Annotated in this window: 15 protein-coding genes; 12 read left to right on the plus strand and 3 right to left on the minus strand. The window is 37.0% G+C overall.

The window, feature by feature from the left end; translation table 11 throughout:
- The first annotated feature begins 5 nt into the window (after positions 1-5).
- From BAZO_RS17025 to ptsP, 10 genes are all read left to right on the plus strand, one after another.
- Complete coding sequence (locus BAZO_RS17025) at positions 6-956, plus strand: NAD-dependent epimerase/dehydratase family protein (protein ID WP_004432041.1); 951 nt, start codon at positions 6-8, stop codon at positions 954-956.
- Positions 949-1410, plus strand: a complete 462-nt coding sequence (locus tag BAZO_RS17030) for a RidA family protein (RefSeq protein WP_004432045.1) — start codon at positions 949-951, stop codon at positions 1408-1410. The genes BAZO_RS17025 and BAZO_RS17030 overlap by 8 nt, the downstream gene beginning before the upstream one ends.
- A 16-nt stretch (positions 1411-1426) precedes the next feature.
- Positions 1427-3109, plus strand: a complete 1683-nt coding sequence (locus tag BAZO_RS17035; protein WP_004432047.1) for a thiamine pyrophosphate-dependent enzyme — start codon at positions 1427-1429, stop codon at positions 3107-3109.
- A gap of 32 nt (positions 3110-3141) precedes the next feature.
- Positions 3142-4296: a M20 family metallopeptidase gene (locus tag BAZO_RS17040; protein WP_004432049.1), complete on the plus strand. Its 1155-nt coding sequence runs from the start codon at positions 3142-3144 to the stop codon at positions 4294-4296.
- A gap of 15 nt (positions 4297-4311) precedes the next feature.
- On the plus strand, positions 4312-5790 hold the full coding sequence (gene gucD / locus BAZO_RS17045) for an alpha-ketoglutaric semialdehyde dehydrogenase GucD (protein ID WP_004432051.1): 1479 nt from the start codon (positions 4312-4314) through the stop codon (positions 5788-5790).
- 218 nt (positions 5791-6008) lie between these two features.
- Positions 6009-6731 carry a FadR/GntR family transcriptional regulator gene (locus tag BAZO_RS17050; protein WP_004432052.1) on the plus strand — a complete coding sequence of 241 codons (723 nt, stop codon included), beginning with the start codon at positions 6009-6011 and terminating at the stop codon, positions 6729-6731.
- A gap of 151 nt (positions 6732-6882) precedes the next feature.
- The gene (locus BAZO_RS17055) at positions 6883-7599 is read left to right on the plus strand and encodes a (Fe-S)-binding protein (RefSeq protein ID WP_004432055.1); all 717 of its coding nucleotides are present in this window, start codon (positions 6883-6885) and stop codon (positions 7597-7599) included.
- Positions 7600-7617: 18 nt separating this feature from the next.
- On the plus strand, positions 7618-9045 hold the full coding sequence (locus BAZO_RS17060) for a LutB/LldF family L-lactate oxidation iron-sulfur protein (RefSeq protein ID WP_004432067.1): 1428 nt from the start codon (positions 7618-7620) through the stop codon (positions 9043-9045).
- Positions 9045-9764: a LutC/YkgG family protein gene (locus BAZO_RS17065; protein WP_004432078.1), complete on the plus strand. Its 720-nt coding sequence runs from the start codon at positions 9045-9047 to the stop codon at positions 9762-9764. The genes BAZO_RS17060 and BAZO_RS17065 overlap by 1 nt, the downstream gene beginning before the upstream one ends.
- Positions 9765-9898: 134 nt before the next feature.
- Positions 9899-11617 carry a phosphoenolpyruvate--protein phosphotransferase gene (gene ptsP / locus BAZO_RS17070; RefSeq protein ID WP_004432080.1) on the plus strand — a complete coding sequence of 573 codons (1719 nt, stop codon included), beginning with the start codon at positions 9899-9901 and terminating at the stop codon, positions 11615-11617.
- Positions 11618-11713: 96 nt separating this feature from the next.
- Here ptsP and BAZO_RS17075 read toward each other — a convergent pair whose 3' ends face one another.
- A complete protein-coding gene (locus BAZO_RS17075) occupies positions 11714-12142 on the minus strand; it encodes a disulfide oxidoreductase (RefSeq protein WP_004432083.1) in 429 nt (142 codons plus the stop codon).
- A gap of 2 nt (positions 12143-12144) precedes the next feature.
- On the minus strand, positions 12145-12828 hold the full coding sequence (locus tag BAZO_RS17080; RefSeq protein WP_004432086.1) for a DsbA family protein: 684 nt from the start codon (positions 12826-12828) through the stop codon (positions 12145-12147).
- A gap of 262 nt (positions 12829-13090) precedes the next feature.
- Here BAZO_RS17080 and BAZO_RS17085 point away from each other — a divergent pair, with 262 nt between their 5' ends.
- Positions 13091-13549: a PNPOx family protein gene (locus tag BAZO_RS17085; RefSeq protein WP_004432088.1), complete on the plus strand. Its 459-nt coding sequence runs from the start codon at positions 13091-13093 to the stop codon at positions 13547-13549.
- Between the two features lie 188 nt (positions 13550-13737).
- Here the strand turns inward: BAZO_RS17085 and BAZO_RS17090 are convergent, their stop codons facing one another.
- Positions 13738-14427, minus strand: coding sequence for a Crp/Fnr family transcriptional regulator (locus tag BAZO_RS17090; protein ID WP_004432097.1), 690 nt, complete (start codon positions 14425-14427; stop codon positions 13738-13740).
- 326 nt (positions 14428-14753) lie between these two features.
- Here BAZO_RS17090 and BAZO_RS17095 point away from each other — a divergent pair, with 326 nt between their 5' ends.
- Positions 14754-15032, plus strand: a complete 279-nt coding sequence (locus tag BAZO_RS17095; protein WP_004432100.1) for a hypothetical protein — start codon at positions 14754-14756, stop codon at positions 15030-15032.
- The last annotated feature ends 296 nt before the right edge of the window (positions 15033-15328 follow it).

Genomic DNA, 15328 nt, shown 5'->3' on the forward strand with positions numbered 1-15328 from the left:
ACGATATGAATATATTTATTATAGGTGGCGATGGATTTGTCGGCTCTCATATTACGAGAGAATTTGTTGAAAACAATCATAATGTTACATTATTCGGTCTTAAATTAAATGAAAATTTAATTGAGGACATTCAGGACCGGATAACGACCCTTGAGGGCGATATTTTGGAATATGATAACCTTGCTGTTGCTCTAAATGAAAATCAGACTGATGTCTTAGTACATTTAGCAGCATATGGGGCAGGAAAAGATGGATTGGCAAAATCTGCACAGGATAATCCAAAAAAAGCTATCGATGTAAATATTAACGGATTCTATAATGTATTGGAATCTGCAAAAGAGGCAGGAGTAAAAAGGGTACTTTGGTCTGGCTCGAGTACTGTTTATGCACCAGCAAATTGGTATAGTGATAAATTAGTAGATGAAAAGTCTGCCAGAAACCCTGAAACATTCTATGGCTCTACTAAAGTTATGGATGAATTAATGACAAAGTATTACCGCAATCAATATGGACTTGAGGTTGTTTCAATTAGGCTTCCACTCGTTTACGGTCCGGGTCGTTGGTACAAAGGTGCTGGTGGAGCATTAGTTGATATGTTTGAAAATAGCCATTCGAAAGAGGAAGTATTAATAAAAGGTGGGCCTGAATTAGTTGATTTGATGTATGTAAAGGATGTTTCTGACTTATTTTATCAACTTGCTATTACAGAGAAAAAGTTGAGTGAAATTTATAATGTAAAGAGTCACACTACAACTTTAGAAGAAATGGTAAATATAGTGAAAAACTATATGCCTAATTATAAATTAAGCTTTAATATAACGGATTCTGGGGCTACTGTATATCCATTAATGGATACTTCTAAAATTGAAAATGAACTCAACTATACTCCAAAATATTCTGTTAAAGAAGCTTGTGAGGATTACCTTGATACATTAAGGAGGAAACAAAATGTTTGAAGAAAGATTACATGAACTAGGATATGAATTACCTGAAGCTGCGACTCCTTCTTTTATATATGTTCCTGTTGTTGTTCATAATGGTGTTGCTTATGTTAGTGGTCAACTTCCAAAAGTAGACGGTGAAGTGAAGTTAACTGGGAAAGTAGGCGGGAATGTATCGCTTGAAGAAGCACAGGAATCAGCACGAATTTGTATTTTACAAGGATTAAGCTGTTTAAAGCAGGAGTTAGGTAGCCTTGACCGAATAGATAGATTTCTAAAAGTAACAGGATTTGTTAATTCTGCAGAAGGTTTTAATCAACAACCGAAAGTAATTGATGCTGCATCAGATTTAATAGAGAAGATTTTTGGTGAGAAAGGAAGACATGCTCGCTCTGCAGTTGGAGCTGCTGAATTGCCGAGAAGTACACCAGTTGAAATTGAAATGATGGTTGCTATTAAAATGGATTAGCAGGAGGAGATCTATTATGAAAAAAGTAATGACGGGCGCACAAGCGATCGTAGAGTGTATTAAATTGGAAGGGATTAGACATGCATTTTGTGTCCCAGGTGAAAGCTACTTAGAACTATTAGATGCTATTTATGAAGAAGAAAGCATACAGCTTATTTCGAACAGACATGAAGGTGGGGCAGCTTTCATGGCAGAGGCCTATGGGAAAGCAACTGGTAAACCAGGTATAGCGATGGCAACTAGAGGCGTTGGTGGGGCAAACTTATCCATCGGGGTACATACTGCACACCAAGATTCAACACCGATGGTTGTCTTCTTAGGGCAGGTTGATAGCAAGTTCCGTGGCCGTGAAGGATTCCAAGAGGTTGAGTTAGACCAATTTTTCCAACATATATGCAAATGGGCTGTTGAAATTAGAGATGTCGAAAGAACACCTGAATTAGTACAAAGGGCATTCCGTATTGCGAGAACAGGTAGACCAGGGCCAGTAATTGTTTCATTACCGGCCGATGTTCTGTCTCAAAAAGCTGAAATGGTATTTGGTCCAGTTATAACAAACCCAAAACCAAAACCTGCAGATCTTGAAATCTCACAGTCTTTACAAGTATTAAAAAATTCGGAGCGTCCTTTGATTATTGCTGGTGGTGGAGTAATTGCTTCCAATGGAGAAGAAAATCTACTGCGTTTTGCTGAAAAATATAATGTACCTGTACTTGCTTCATTTAGACGTCATGATGTATTTCCGAATAATCATGAACTCTATGTTGGACACTCTGGCTTAGGTACACCGGTAGAAATCCTTGATACAATCAAGCAAGCGGATAGCATTTTGGCAATTGGTACTCGTTTTTCAGAAGTTACAACACAAGGCTATTCAGTCATCTCTAATAATCAAAAAATTATTCACATTGATATCGATTTTAATACAATCGGAAAAGTCTACTCACCAGTAGTAGGTATGGTTGCAGATGCAAATGAGGCTCTAGAGTCGCTGTTAGCAGCAGAAGATGTTGTATGTATACCACAACAATGGAAAAATTGGGCTGCTGAAAGACGTTCAGTCTATGAGACTATCAGTGGTATTAAAGAAGAAAAGCACCATGATGAAGTAGATCTGAAGCAAATTATTGCTGTGTTACAAAAGCATGCACCTACAAATACAATCTTTACGAATGATGCCGGTAATTTCTCAGGATGGCTTCACAATTTTTATCAATTTAATCATCCAAAAACATATATTGGACCGATATCAGGTGCGATGGGATATGGAGTTCCTGCAGCTGTTGGAATTAAACTTGCAAGGCCGGAATGTCCGGTTGTTTCATTATCTGGTGATGGAGGATTTATGATGACATTGCAGGAATTAGAAACTGCAGTCCGTTATAATGTCCCTATTATTTCCCTTGTAATTAATAATAATATGTATGGCACGATTCGAATGCATCAAGAGATGCATCACCCTGAAAGAGTAATCGGCACAAGATTAGGAAATCCAGATTTTAAAAAGCTTGGCGAGTCATTTAGAGTATTCAGTGCCCGTGTGACCTGTGATGCTGATTTTGAAGAAGTTTTTCTAGAAGCCATGCGTTCAAATAAACCGGCTTTAATAGAAGTTGTATGTGATCCAAATAAAATTTCATTTAAAGCTACGATTGAATCAATTCGTACAAAACATAAACAACAATTAATAAATAACTAATGTAACTTTTAACTAAGGAAGGGAGAGGGAAGATGAGAATTGAGACAGAAGATTTAATAAAATTAATAGAAACTGAGTATCAAGATGAAATAATAGACTTTTTTAAAGAAATTATTGAAATAGAGTCACCAACAACAGATCGGGAAGCAGTTAACCAAGTAGGTGAATTAATAAGAAGGAAGGTAAACTCATTAGGTGCAGAAATTGAAATTGAGCCTTCGGGGGCTGAAGATCGTGGTGATCATATCATTGCCAGATGGCCTGGTGAGGATAACACTTTAAAACCAATCCTTGTTATTGCCCATATGGATACTGTTTGGAAAAAAGGAACCTTAGCAGATATGCCTTTTAAGGTTGAAGACAATAAAATTTACGGTCCAGGCATCTTTGATATGAAAGGTGCTGTTGTGTTTGCAATTGAAGCAATGAAGATTATCCAAGATCTTAATAAGAAAACAAAGAGACCAATCACATTTTTATTTAACTCTGACGAAGAAATAAATAGTACAACTTCCAGATCAGTTATAAATAGAGAGGCTTTAAAATCAGAGTATGTGTTAATACTTGAAGGCGGTGTAGGTGAGGCTGTTCTAACAGCACGCAAAGGCATTCTATATTTTAAGGTAACAGCAAAAGGAAAAGCTTCACATGCTGGAATGGATCACGAAAAAGGTATAAACGCAATCGAAGAAATCTCAAATCAAGTTATTAAAATTCAAAGGCTAACGGATTATAAAGTCGGTACAACCGTTAGTTGTGGTGTAATAAGTGGGGGAACTCGTACAAATGTTATCCCTGCAAAGGCGGTGTTAGAGATAGATGCGCGAGTTCCAACTAATGCAGAAAGTGAAAGATTAATTAAAGAAATAGAATCATTAACACCGGTATTAGAAGGAGCAGAACTAGATATTTATACGCTTGTTAAACGTCCTCCACTAGACAGGACAGATGGTATTGTTGATCTATATAGTAAAGCTAAACAATTTGCAAGAGAATTGGGGTATGAGTTAGAAGAAACCTCTACTGGTGCCATAAGTGATGGTAACCTAACTGCTGCTTTAGGAATCCCAACATTAGATGGTCTGGGTCCAATTGGAGATGGGGCACACGCTGTCTATGAACATATTGAAAAGGATAAAATTGCAAAACGGCTGGCTCTTTTAGTTAAATTGTTGGAAAAATTGTAGAAGGAGAGAGGTAGTATGACCATAAATCAACAAAATAAAATATTGAGCTTTGGCAATTATATAAACGGAAAATGGACTGAAGGGAAAAATAGTGAAGTTATTGAAAGTAAGAACCCTGCAAATTTTGAAGAAATCGTGGGGGTAGTACAGAGTTCCTCAACAGAAGATGTAGACGATGCAGTTAATGCAGCTGTGACTGCTTTAAAACAATGGAAGAATATTTCTTCTGTAGAAAGAGGGGATTATTTAAATAAAGCGGCTGACATTATGGAATCACGTTTACTTGAAATTGCTGAAACAGCAACAAAGGAAATGGGCAAAACCCTTGCCGAAACAAAAGGTGAAGTTTTACGTGCTGCCACTATCCTAAGGTATTATGCACAAGAAGGTTTAAATAAAGTCGGTGAAGTTATTCCATCTGCAAACAGTAAAAATCTTCTTTATACAACAAGAACACCAGTGGGAGTTGTCGGTGTCATTTCCCCTTGGAATTTTCCAATTGCAATTCCAATTTGGAAAATTGCTCCTGCACTTATTTACGGAAATACAGTGTTTTTTAAACCTGCAACAGAAACTGCGACAACTGCAGCAAAGCTTGTTGAAGTATTTGATGAAGCAGGATTACCAGCAGGAGTATTAAATTTCGTTACAGGAAAAGGGTCCATAATTGGGGATTATTTCTTGAGCCACAATGGTATAAATGCAATTTCATTTACTGGATCAAATGAAATTGGCAAAAAGGTGGCAATTGCAGCTATTAACCGTGGATCAAAATATCAATTGGAAATGGGGGGCAAAAATCCTGCAATTGTATTGGATGATGCAAATTTGGAATTAGCTACAGAATTAGTTGTTAATGGTGCTATGAAACATACTGGGCAAAAATGTACAGCAACGAGTAAGGTATTTGTTCACCAAGAAATTTATGAAGATTTTAAAACACGAGTTTTAAATAAAGTAAAATCTATCAAAATAGGAAATGGATTGGAACAAGATGTGTATATGGGTCCTTTAGCTACAAAAGAACAGCAGGAAAAAGTATTATCATACATTAATAAAGGAAAAGAAGAAGGTGCAACACTTCTTTATGGTGGTAGCATTCCTGAAGGCCCTGAATATAAGGCAGGATTTTATGTGGAGCCGACTGTTTTTGAAAATGTTACAAATCATATGACGATTGCGCGAGAGGAAATTTTTGGTCCCGTTCTTTGTCTTATTAAAGTTGCCGATTATCAAGAGGCTATACGTCAAGCGAATGATACTGAATTTGGCTTAAGTGCAGCCATTTTTACAAGGGATCTATCAAAATCTTTAGAATTTGTTAATGATATTGAGGTCGGAATGGTAAAGGTTAATGGAGAAACTGCAGGAGTAGAGCCTCAAGCACCTTTTGGAGGTATGAAACAATCAAGTTCACACTCAAGGGAGCAAGGTAAAGCTGCAATTGAATTTTTTACATCTATTAAAACAGTAACGATTACTCCAACCCCCTAACATTACTATACTAAAAATTTAATGTAAGTAACTGTGCCTATTTTGTTATAAATATAAAGTGGGTGCAGTTTTTTTCATTAAGTTAAACACTTAATAAGACTCAAGTAAAAAAATCACAATAGAGGATTTTAATCTTTTTTACAGGTGACAAGCACAAAAATACCGGGTAAGATAAAAAAGAATAATGTATTAATTGAATGCAGGAGGTGAAATAAGAAATGAATTACAAAAAAATTAAACCAAAGAAAATTTATGAGGAAGTCGCCGAAGCTATTCATGAAATGATCCGCTCCGGTAAATTAAAACCGGGGGACAAACTTGAATCTGTTCAGCAGTTGGCTGAAAACTTCCAGGTAGGCCGGTCTGCTATACGCGAAGCCTTAACCTCTTTAAGGGCAATGGGACTTGTTGAAATGAAACAAGGAGAGGGCACCTATGTAAAACAATTTGATACTAACAATATTACCTTTCCATTATCGATGGCCATTCTCATGAATAAACAGGATATTTTCAATTTGCTGGAAGTCAGAAAAATTATTGAAGTTGGTTCCGCGGCGGCTGCTGCTAAAAAAAGAACAACTGAACAGCTCGACTCAATGGAAGCTGCGCTAAACAACATGAAAAATGCGAATAAGGAGCTTGGCGAAACGGCTGATTTACAGTTTCATTTAGCAGTAACAGAGGCATCAAATAATCCTTTATTAATCCAATTGATGAATCAAGTTTCAGGACTCATGGGTGAAAGTATGAAGGAAATTCGCAAAGTATGGATTTTCTCAAACTATAGTAATCTTGACCGTCTTTACAAAGAGCATATGGATATTTTTAAAGCAATTAAGGAGGAAAAAGAGGAAGAAGCTAGACAGACGATGCTTCGACACCTTGAAAATGTGGAGGATATGTTAAAGCAATATTTTAATCATAATGAAAATCTTCTTTAACGATTTTCCCAATCGCGATCAGTTTTTTTCGGAAACATCTTAAAAAGTCTAAACATTTGTTGTATCATAATTTTAGCAATAAGATTTTTTATAATTAAGTCATCAGATGACCTGATTATCCTATAAGAAGAGAAGTAGGGAGTTGGAAAAAATGAAGGTATCATTGTTCGCTACATGTTTAGTCGATATGTTTCAAAGCAATGTAGGAAAAGCAACCGTTGAATTGCTAGAAAGGCTTGGCTGTGAGATCGACTTTCCAGAATCACAGGTTTGCTGTGGGCAGCCATCCTATAATAGCGGATATGTTAAAGAATCAAAAGAAGCGATGAAGCTGATGATTGAAACATTTAAGGATGCTGAGTATGTGGTGTCCCCTTCAGGTTCTTGTGCGTATATGTTCAAGGAATACCCTCATATATTTGCTGGGGATCCCGTCTGGGAACCAAAGGCGAAACAACTGGCAGATAAAACATATGAGCTAACCCAATTTATCGTCGAAGTGTTAAAAGTGGAGGATGTAGGGGCACGATTTGAAGGAACGGCTACATATCACACATCTTGTCATATGACACGTCTATTAGGGGTTAAAGAACCTCCAATGATTTTATTAAAAAATGTCAAGGGCCTAAAGTTTACCGAACTGCCAGGTAAAGAAAAATGCTGTGGTTTTGGTGGTACTTTCTCCGTTAAAATGGCACAAATATCAGAGCAGATGGTTGATGAAAAAGTACAGCATGTAGAGGAAACGGGTGCTGAATATTTGATTGGTGCCGATGCAGGCTGCCTAATGAATATCGGTGGACGGATTGAGCGAAAAGGAAAACCAATTAAGGTTATGCATATTGCAGAAATTTTAAACAGCCGTTAACGAAAAGGAGGAGTAACGATGCCGATTGAAATAGGGAATCAACCGTTTAATGAACGGGTTGATAAAGGAATTCATAATGATTTTATGCGGGGGGCTGTAGCAAGTGCCCAGGACAGCATTGAAGCAAGAAGACAGCTGGCTGTCCAAGAACTTGGAAATTGGGAAGAATGGCGCAACCATGGCGAAGAAATCAGACAGCATGTGCTCCAATATTTAGATTATTACTTGGAGCAATTAAGTGAAAATGTTGCAAAACGGGGTGGTCATGTCTTTTTTGCACAAACAAAGGAAGAGGCTACTGAATATATCCAAGAAGTGGTTAAGAAGAAAAACGCTAAGAAAATTGTAAAATCGAAATCAATGGTAACCGAAGAAATTAGTTTAAATCAGTCTTTGGAGACTGAGGGATGTCAGGTCATTGAGACTGATCTTGGGGAATACATTTTGCAGGTAGACGATCACGATCCACCTTCCCACTTTGTTGCCCCTGCCCTTCATAAAAATAAAGAACAGGTTCGTGATGTTTTTACAAAAAAGCTCGGCTATACAAAGTCGGCCAACCATGAAGAATTGGCATGGCATGCTCGAGAAATGTTGCGTCAGGAATATTTAACGGCTGATATTGGGATTACGGGTTGCAATTTTGCGGTAGCTGAAACAGGCTCCGTCTGTTTGGTAACGAATGAAGGAAATGCAGATCTAGTAACGTCTTTGCCGAAAACGCAAATTACGGTCATGGGAATGGAGCGGCTTGTTCCAACCTTCGAAGAAATGGAAGTCTTAGTTTCGATGCTGACCAGAAGTGCGGTCGGACAGAAGCTTCCAAGCTATGTCACAGTACTTACAGGTCCAAGAGAAGAAGGGGCTGTAGACGGCCCGGAAGAATTTCATTTAGTGATTATTGATAATGGTCGATCCGACATTCTTGGTGGAGAGTTCCAGTCTGTACTGCAATGTATCCGTTGTGCTGCTTGTGCAAATGTTTGTCCTGTTTATCGTCATATTGGCGGACATTCCTACGGCTCTATTTATTCCGGGCCGGTTGGGGCAGTGCTATCACCGCTCCTTGGTGGCTACGATAAATACAAAGAACTTCCATATGCATCAACACTTTGCGGGGCCTGTACTGAGGTTTGTCCGGTAAAAATTCCGTTGCATCAGCTTATCCACAAGCATCGGGAAATTATCGTTGAAAAAGAAGGGAAAGCACCGATTTCAGAAAAACTCGCTATGAAAGCATTTGGTCTGGGTGCTGCGTCACCTACATTATATAAACTTGGCTCTAAAGTTGCCCCTACGGCAATGAGTCCTTTTACCGTCGGAGATAAAATCTCAAAAGGCGCCGGTCCATTAAAGGCATGGACGGAAATTCGTGAGTTCCCAGCACCAAATAAAGTAAGATTTAGGGACTGGTTTAAGAACCGTGAAAAAGGAGGGAAAAAGTAATGTTTGGGACAATCCAAAATCGTGATAAATTTTTAAATAAAATCGCCGGCCAACTTGGGCGTTCTAGGGTATCTTCGCAAATTGAAAGCCCAACTTGGAAATATCGGCCACAGGATAAAGTATTTCATGATGCTACACAGGATGAACTCCTTGATATATTAAAAGAGCAATGTAAAAAGATCCACACAAGTCTATATATAACGGATATAAAAGATTTATCCAAAGTACTTACCAAAGTCGTAAACGAATACGGTGGCGGCCCTATTGTGAAATGGAAGGATGACCGTTTCACCGAATGGGGACTCGATCCTCTTATTAAAGAAGAATGGCCGAATCAAAATATCGATGTTCATGAATGGGATTACACAAAAGGCGACGAGAATGTAAAAGTAGCAGAGAATGCCAATGTTGGGATTACAATAAGTGAAGTTACTCTTGCTGAATCGGGAACGGTTGTATTATTTAGTGATAAAGAAAGAGGCCGGACGGTGGGCTTCCTACCTTCAACTTATATTGCACTTATTCCGAAAAGTTCAATTGTCGCACGAATGACACAAGGTGCCCAAAAAATAAGAGAAGTATATGAAAAGACAGGTTATGTGCCGTCTTGTGTTAATTTTATTAGTGGTCCTAGTAATTCAGCAGATATCGAACTAAAATTAGTTGTTGGTGTTCACGGTCCATTTAAAGCATCTTATATCGTAATTAACGATTTATAATTAATACTTCTTTTTAAGAATGACTGTCCACTGGATAGTCATTTTTAGTTGTTTGAGCCCTCCATTGAATATTTAATTATTTTTTTCGAAAAATAAGGGAAGTAATTTGAAAGCGCCTATAAGGGAGAACGATTATGAGTGTGTTAAAGGGGATTGCTGCCTCGCAAGGTATAGCAATTGCGAAAGCCTGCAAGTTAGTTGAACCAGACCTTTCATTTGATAAAAAAACAATAACAGATACAGCAATGGAGGTTGAACGTTTCCGTGCAGCATTGTCCATCGCTAAAGAAGAAGTCGTGGCCATTCATAAAAAATCAAAAACAGATCAGGATGGGATTAAGGCAGCAATATTTGAAGCGCATTTGCTGATTCTAACTGACCCCGAACTCATATTACCAATAGAAGAAAAAATTAAAACTGAAAAAGTGAATGTAGAGCAGGCCTTGCAGGAAACGGTGGATATGCATATTTCAATGTTTAAGCAAATGGATAATGATTATATGAAGGAACGAGCAGCAGATATTCATGATGTGGTAAAACGGGTTCTCATACATTTATTAGGCACCCAAGCAGTTAACCTTAGTTTGGTTTCTGAAGAAGTGATTATCGTCGCAGAGGATTTAACACCTTCGGATACGGCACAACTAAACCACACATTCATTAAAGGCTTTACCACTAATATGGGGGGACGAACCTCCCACTCCGCAATCATGGCTCGTTCCATGGAAATCCCTGCAGTAGTTGGCACAAAAACAGCAACTGAAGAAATTGAAAATGGGGACCTAATCATAGTTGATGGGATAAAAGGGGAGGTCCATATTAATCCTACACCAGAAACGCTTACCTATTATGAAAATGAACAAATCCGTTTGGAAAATCGACGATTAGAATTGACGAAATTTATTCAGGAATCTACAATTTCAGCTGATGGTCACCAGGTCAAATTGACCTCCAATATTGAAACACCAAACGATTTAGAAAGTGTAATTAATAATGGTGCCGAAGGGATTGGTCTATTTAGAACGGAATTTCTATACATGGGGAGGAGTCAACTCCCATCTGAAGAAGAACAATTTGAATCTTATAAAGCTGTCTTAGAAGCAATGAATGGGAAACCAGTGGTGGTCCGAACAATTGACATTGGTGGTGATAAGGAGTTGCCCTACTTAGAAATGCCAATGGAATTGAATCCATTTCTTGGTTTTCGTGCCATTCGGCTTTGTCTTGAAAGGAAAGACATATTTCGCACTCAGTTGCGGGCCTTACTTCGAGCCAGTACCTACGGTAACCTAAAAATCATGTTCCCAATGATTGCGACATTGGACGAATTCCGCGAAGTAACAAAGATTTTACAGGAAGAAAAACAAAAGTTGATTGATGACGGAGTTGCGGTTAGAGATCATATTGAACTGGGGATCATGATCGAAATTCCTTCAGCTGCATTAATGGCAGATCAATTCGCGAAAGAAGTTGACTTTTTCAGTATTGGATCCAATGATTTAATTCAGTATACAATGGCTGCCGACCGTATGAACGAACGGGTTTCTTACTTATATCAACCATATTCCCCTGCTATTTTGCGATTAGTAAAAATGGTGATAAATGCAGCTCATCACGAAGGGAAATGGGTTGGAATGTGTGGTGAAATGGCTGGAGATGAAACAGCAATTCCATTATTACTTGGACTTAGTCTAGATGAATTCTCGATGAGTTCGTCTTCAATTCTAAAGGCACGCTCGCAAATACTCCGTCTTTCTAAAAAAGATATGGGAAAATTAGTAGAAAAGGCAGTACAGATGGGTACTACAAAAGAAGTTGTGGAATTAGTTAACGAAGCTACCAGTGGAAAATAATGACTCCATTCTAAAAAGGTTTTTAGGTAAAACGATAAGCAAAAACGCTCATCCTTTTAAAGGCTTGAGCGTTCTATTATTCGTATTGTTAAAATATTATTTTTTTGTTTTCATTAAAATCAAAAGTATTGATATTAACGTAAAAGCGGTTAAAGCGAGGAATGGAATTGTAATAAATCCTAGCCAGTTAATGTATTCTGTACTACAAGGAACGCCTTTAACACATGGTTTAATACCGGCGAATCCCGGAACCTTTTGTTCCAAGTAATGCATGAATGAAATAGCCCCACCGAATAGAGACATCGGAAGAACAAATTTCTTCACTGAAATATCACTTTGGAATGTCCCGATTCCTAAGATTAACACTAAAGGATACATTAAAATCCGTTGATACCAGCAAAGTTCACATGGTATAAAACCACGTATTTCACTAAAGTATAGACTTCCCAAGGTAGCTACAATCGAAACGAGCCATGCCGTGTAAAGAAGTATTTGATTTTTGTGCATAGGTAATTTATTGCTCATCTTTATTTACCATCAAGTTCTTGTTCAATCAAGGTCTTAATTCTTTCGTAATCAAATGGATCTTCAAGCATCGTTTCGTTAACCATAATACTCGGAGTAAACTCAACTTTGTAATCTTCCACTAATTTTTTGTCTATTTCAATTTCTTTCATGGCTGATTGTTGGGCAAGATCATTTTGTAATTTATCCGTATCTATAGTTGGAATAGAATTAGCTATAGTCAAAAGCAGGTCATTATTAATCCAACTAGCTTCGTGCTCATCGGTTGGTTGTGAATTAAACAATTCTTTATGAAACTGCCAGTATGCTTCAGGATTTTGCTTATAAATAGATTCAGCTGCCAGAGATCCTAGTATAGATTCTTCTCCATGAAACATGACATTTACATAGACAAATTTTACTTTTCCAGTATTAATATATTCATCCATCAATGCAGGAAAATAATCTTGTCCCCAAGCTTTGCATGCTGGACACATATAATCACCGAACTCAACAACAGTTATAGGAGCATTGGGATCACCTAAAATAGGTTGCCCCTCAATTGATGGGGCCTTATCAAATGTTTGTTCTGTAGTGGAAGTTGAATTTGTACTACCATTTGCAAAAACTAATGCAACCATTGTAGCGACGATTACAAGTGTCAGAATCACAATCAATTTAAATGGTGAGTTCTTAGTTTTGTTCATTTATATACCTCTCAAATAGTTTTTTAAACGTCTTAATATAGTATATCAGAAATATTCTTTTCAATAGTGATAACGTTGTTATTTTTTTTTGAAGAAAGTGTGAAGTTGAGTTTTGTGATAAATGATAGGGGAACGGTCCATTTTCACTAATGAAAGTTTATAAATTAAAAAGTATAAAATATTTGTAATTATCTTAAAGTTTATTTATTATTTATTTAAAGTAAATTTTAATTAGAAACGCACAAAGAAAGGATAGATATACATGGAAAAACTAACTGAGGAATTAATTCAATCGTTAAACGGAGGAAAACTTGTATCTTTAATTACAGTTGATGCGGGAAATGATGCCCCACATTTAAGTTCTATTTCATGGGTGCTAGCTAATCCAACTGGTGAACAAGTTCATTTTGCAGTAGGGGCTAAAGCCTCTGTTATTGAGAACATTGAAAAAAATCCAAATGTCATTTTGGGAGTAATCGGAGCAGGAAGCAGCTATGCTATCAAAGGAAAAGTCTATCAAACAGAGTCATTTGACAAAACGATTAAAATTCAAACTTTCTCAGTAGATGTTGAATCTGTTGAAGATGTTATGTTTTACGGCGGAAAAATTACAGTAGAGCCAGAGTATGAAAAGACTTACAAAAAAGAATTAGCTGAAAAACTGGATGCAGAGATTTATGAGGCATTAGATGGTTTAAATAAGGATCATGTTGCGTCTTAATTGATTACAAGAGTCACAAAAAATCAAAAAGCCTGTATCCTTTGATTTAATTCAACAATACTATCAAGACAGACAATGGCATTAAATGTAAATTGGTTTCCATCTTCATTATTATACTATGCTTACTTTATCATATTCCTATATATAATAAAAAAAGCAGGCCCTAAGAGCCTGACGTTAAGAATATATTAAGAGTTTACAAACATTTCTCTAAAATCATCCCAGTTATTGATGATAATCGTCTTTTCATCAACCGTGACTAGGTCCTGCTTTTTTAATTTGGAAACCACTCTGCTTACACTTTCACGAGTAGAGCCAATAATATTAGCTAAATCTTGTATAGTTAGGGGAACTTCAATTTTAACTTCGTCATTCGTTTTCGTTCCGAATTCATGAGCCAACCGTTCGATCGTTTTAACCGTTTTGCTATAGATATCTAGTAAAGCAACATCACGTAAAATAGAAGTAGAGAAACGTAATTGTTTACCCATCATACGTATAATTTCAACAGCTAAACTAGGATTCATAGAGATAATTTCCTCTAAATCCGAGGACAGAATGAATAAAACTTCCGTCTTTTCAGTGGCTTTTGCAGTTCCGGAATACGTTGCGGGCTTGTCAACGAATAGAGAGGTCTCTGCAAAAACATTGCCTGCCCGTTTAATAGAGATTACAAATTCCTTTCCTTCATGGTTAATTGTTTTAATTTTGACCAATCCACTTTTTACAAAAAATACAGCTTTGGCTAGATCAGTTTCATGATAAATAAATTCACCTTTTTTATATGTAGCTATTTTTACCTTTGCACTTAAATCGCCAATTACGTGGTCAGGCAAATCTTTAAGAAAAGGGATTCCCTTTAAAAACTGGTTGTACATATTTTCAACCCTCTCTGTATTGTTGCTTGCAATGATTACTATGTACCTATGATTTTAGTATATTAAAAAGCGTGATATAAAACACGGTATACTAGGAAGTTTCACACTAATTTCACAATTATAATAAATAAAAAAGCAGGCGCTGTTTTCCCCTCAACAATTTTTAAAATTCCTTATCCCATCGTTGCCACAGTGATTTTGAGTGAAATAAAAAGAAGCTCACTAATAAGTGAGCTTCAGCGCCATTAACAACAACGATTTTTATTGCATAGAAGTTGTCAAATAAGTGTTGGTATTTATTGGTGTGACAGGAACTACCAACAGCTATGGAAATTGTTTCTACAACAATGATTGCATTTACAGCAATTATGCTGGCACATATCCTGTTCCTGTTTACAACAATGTTGGCATTCATGGCAATTATGGTGGCATTTATGATGCTTTTTTTTGCAGCGATGATGGCATTCGTGGCAATTATGGTGGCATTTATGATGCATTCTTTTGCAGCGATGATGGTGTTTGTGGCAAGTAGGATGACAATTCTTATGCTCATTATTACAACAATGATCGTGGTCGTTACACATACGCTTCCCCCCTTTCCTTAAAACTAATATATAGTATGAGGGATAGGACAAGACGAAACGGCGATAGTATATATACTTTGCAAATGGTTTAACATATACTTTTATATTTCAGCGAAATCTTCTAAAGAAGTAATTACAATTAATGCAATCAATTTCGATGCAAGAATAATTAAGCCGAGGATATGTTTAAATCCCGTAAACGAAAACTAAACCACGCCCTAGTATCCCAGTAACCTTAGAAGGGCTGATTGATACATGAAAACATATTGGATTTATTACGCCTATCAATGCGGAAGGAATTCCATTATTACTTTGAA

Source organism: Schinkia azotoformans LMG 9581, from assembly GCF_000307855.1.
GTDB classification, from domain to species: Bacteria; Bacillota; Bacilli; order Bacillales; family Bacillaceae_J; genus Schinkia; species Schinkia azotoformans.

Excerpts from the sequence above, each read along its gene's own strand:
- BAZO_RS17050 (WP_004432052.1), top strand. The coding sequence starts at position 6,009 with ATGAATTACAAAAAAATTAAACCAAAGAAAATTTATGAGGAAGTCGCC.
- BAZO_RS17090 (WP_004432097.1), bottom strand. The coding sequence starts at position 14,427 with ATGTACAACCAGTTTTTAAAGGGAATCCCTTTTCTTAAAGATTTGCCT.
- BAZO_RS17085 (WP_004432088.1), top strand. The coding sequence starts at position 13,091 with ATGGAAAAACTAACTGAGGAATTAATTCAATCGTTAAACGGAGGAAAA.
- ptsP (WP_004432080.1), top strand. The coding sequence starts at position 9,899 with ATGAGTGTGTTAAAGGGGATTGCTGCCTCGCAAGGTATAGCAATTGCG.
- BAZO_RS17025 (WP_004432041.1), top strand. The coding sequence starts at position 6 with ATGAATATATTTATTATAGGTGGCGATGGATTTGTCGGCTCTCATATT.
- BAZO_RS17035 (WP_004432047.1), top strand. The coding sequence starts at position 1,427 with ATGAAAAAAGTAATGACGGGCGCACAAGCGATCGTAGAGTGTATTAAA.
- BAZO_RS17095 (WP_004432100.1), top strand. The coding sequence starts at position 14,754 with ATGGAAATTGTTTCTACAACAATGATTGCATTTACAGCAATTATGCTG.
- BAZO_RS17075 (WP_004432083.1), bottom strand. The coding sequence starts at position 12,142 with ATGAGCAATAAATTACCTATGCACAAAAATCAAATACTTCTTTACACG.
- BAZO_RS17080 (WP_004432086.1), bottom strand. The coding sequence starts at position 12,828 with ATGAACAAAACTAAGAACTCACCATTTAAATTGATTGTGATTCTGACA.
- BAZO_RS17040 (WP_004432049.1), top strand. The coding sequence starts at position 3,142 with ATGAGAATTGAGACAGAAGATTTAATAAAATTAATAGAAACTGAGTAT.
- gucD (WP_004432051.1), top strand. The coding sequence starts at position 4,312 with ATGACCATAAATCAACAAAATAAAATATTGAGCTTTGGCAATTATATA.
- BAZO_RS17055 (WP_004432055.1), top strand. The coding sequence starts at position 6,883 with ATGAAGGTATCATTGTTCGCTACATGTTTAGTCGATATGTTTCAAAGC.
- BAZO_RS17065 (WP_004432078.1), top strand. The coding sequence starts at position 9,045 with ATGTTTGGGACAATCCAAAATCGTGATAAATTTTTAAATAAAATCGCC.
- BAZO_RS17030 (WP_004432045.1), top strand. The coding sequence starts at position 949 with ATGTTTGAAGAAAGATTACATGAACTAGGATATGAATTACCTGAAGCT.
- BAZO_RS17060 (WP_004432067.1), top strand. The coding sequence starts at position 7,618 with ATGCCGATTGAAATAGGGAATCAACCGTTTAATGAACGGGTTGATAAA.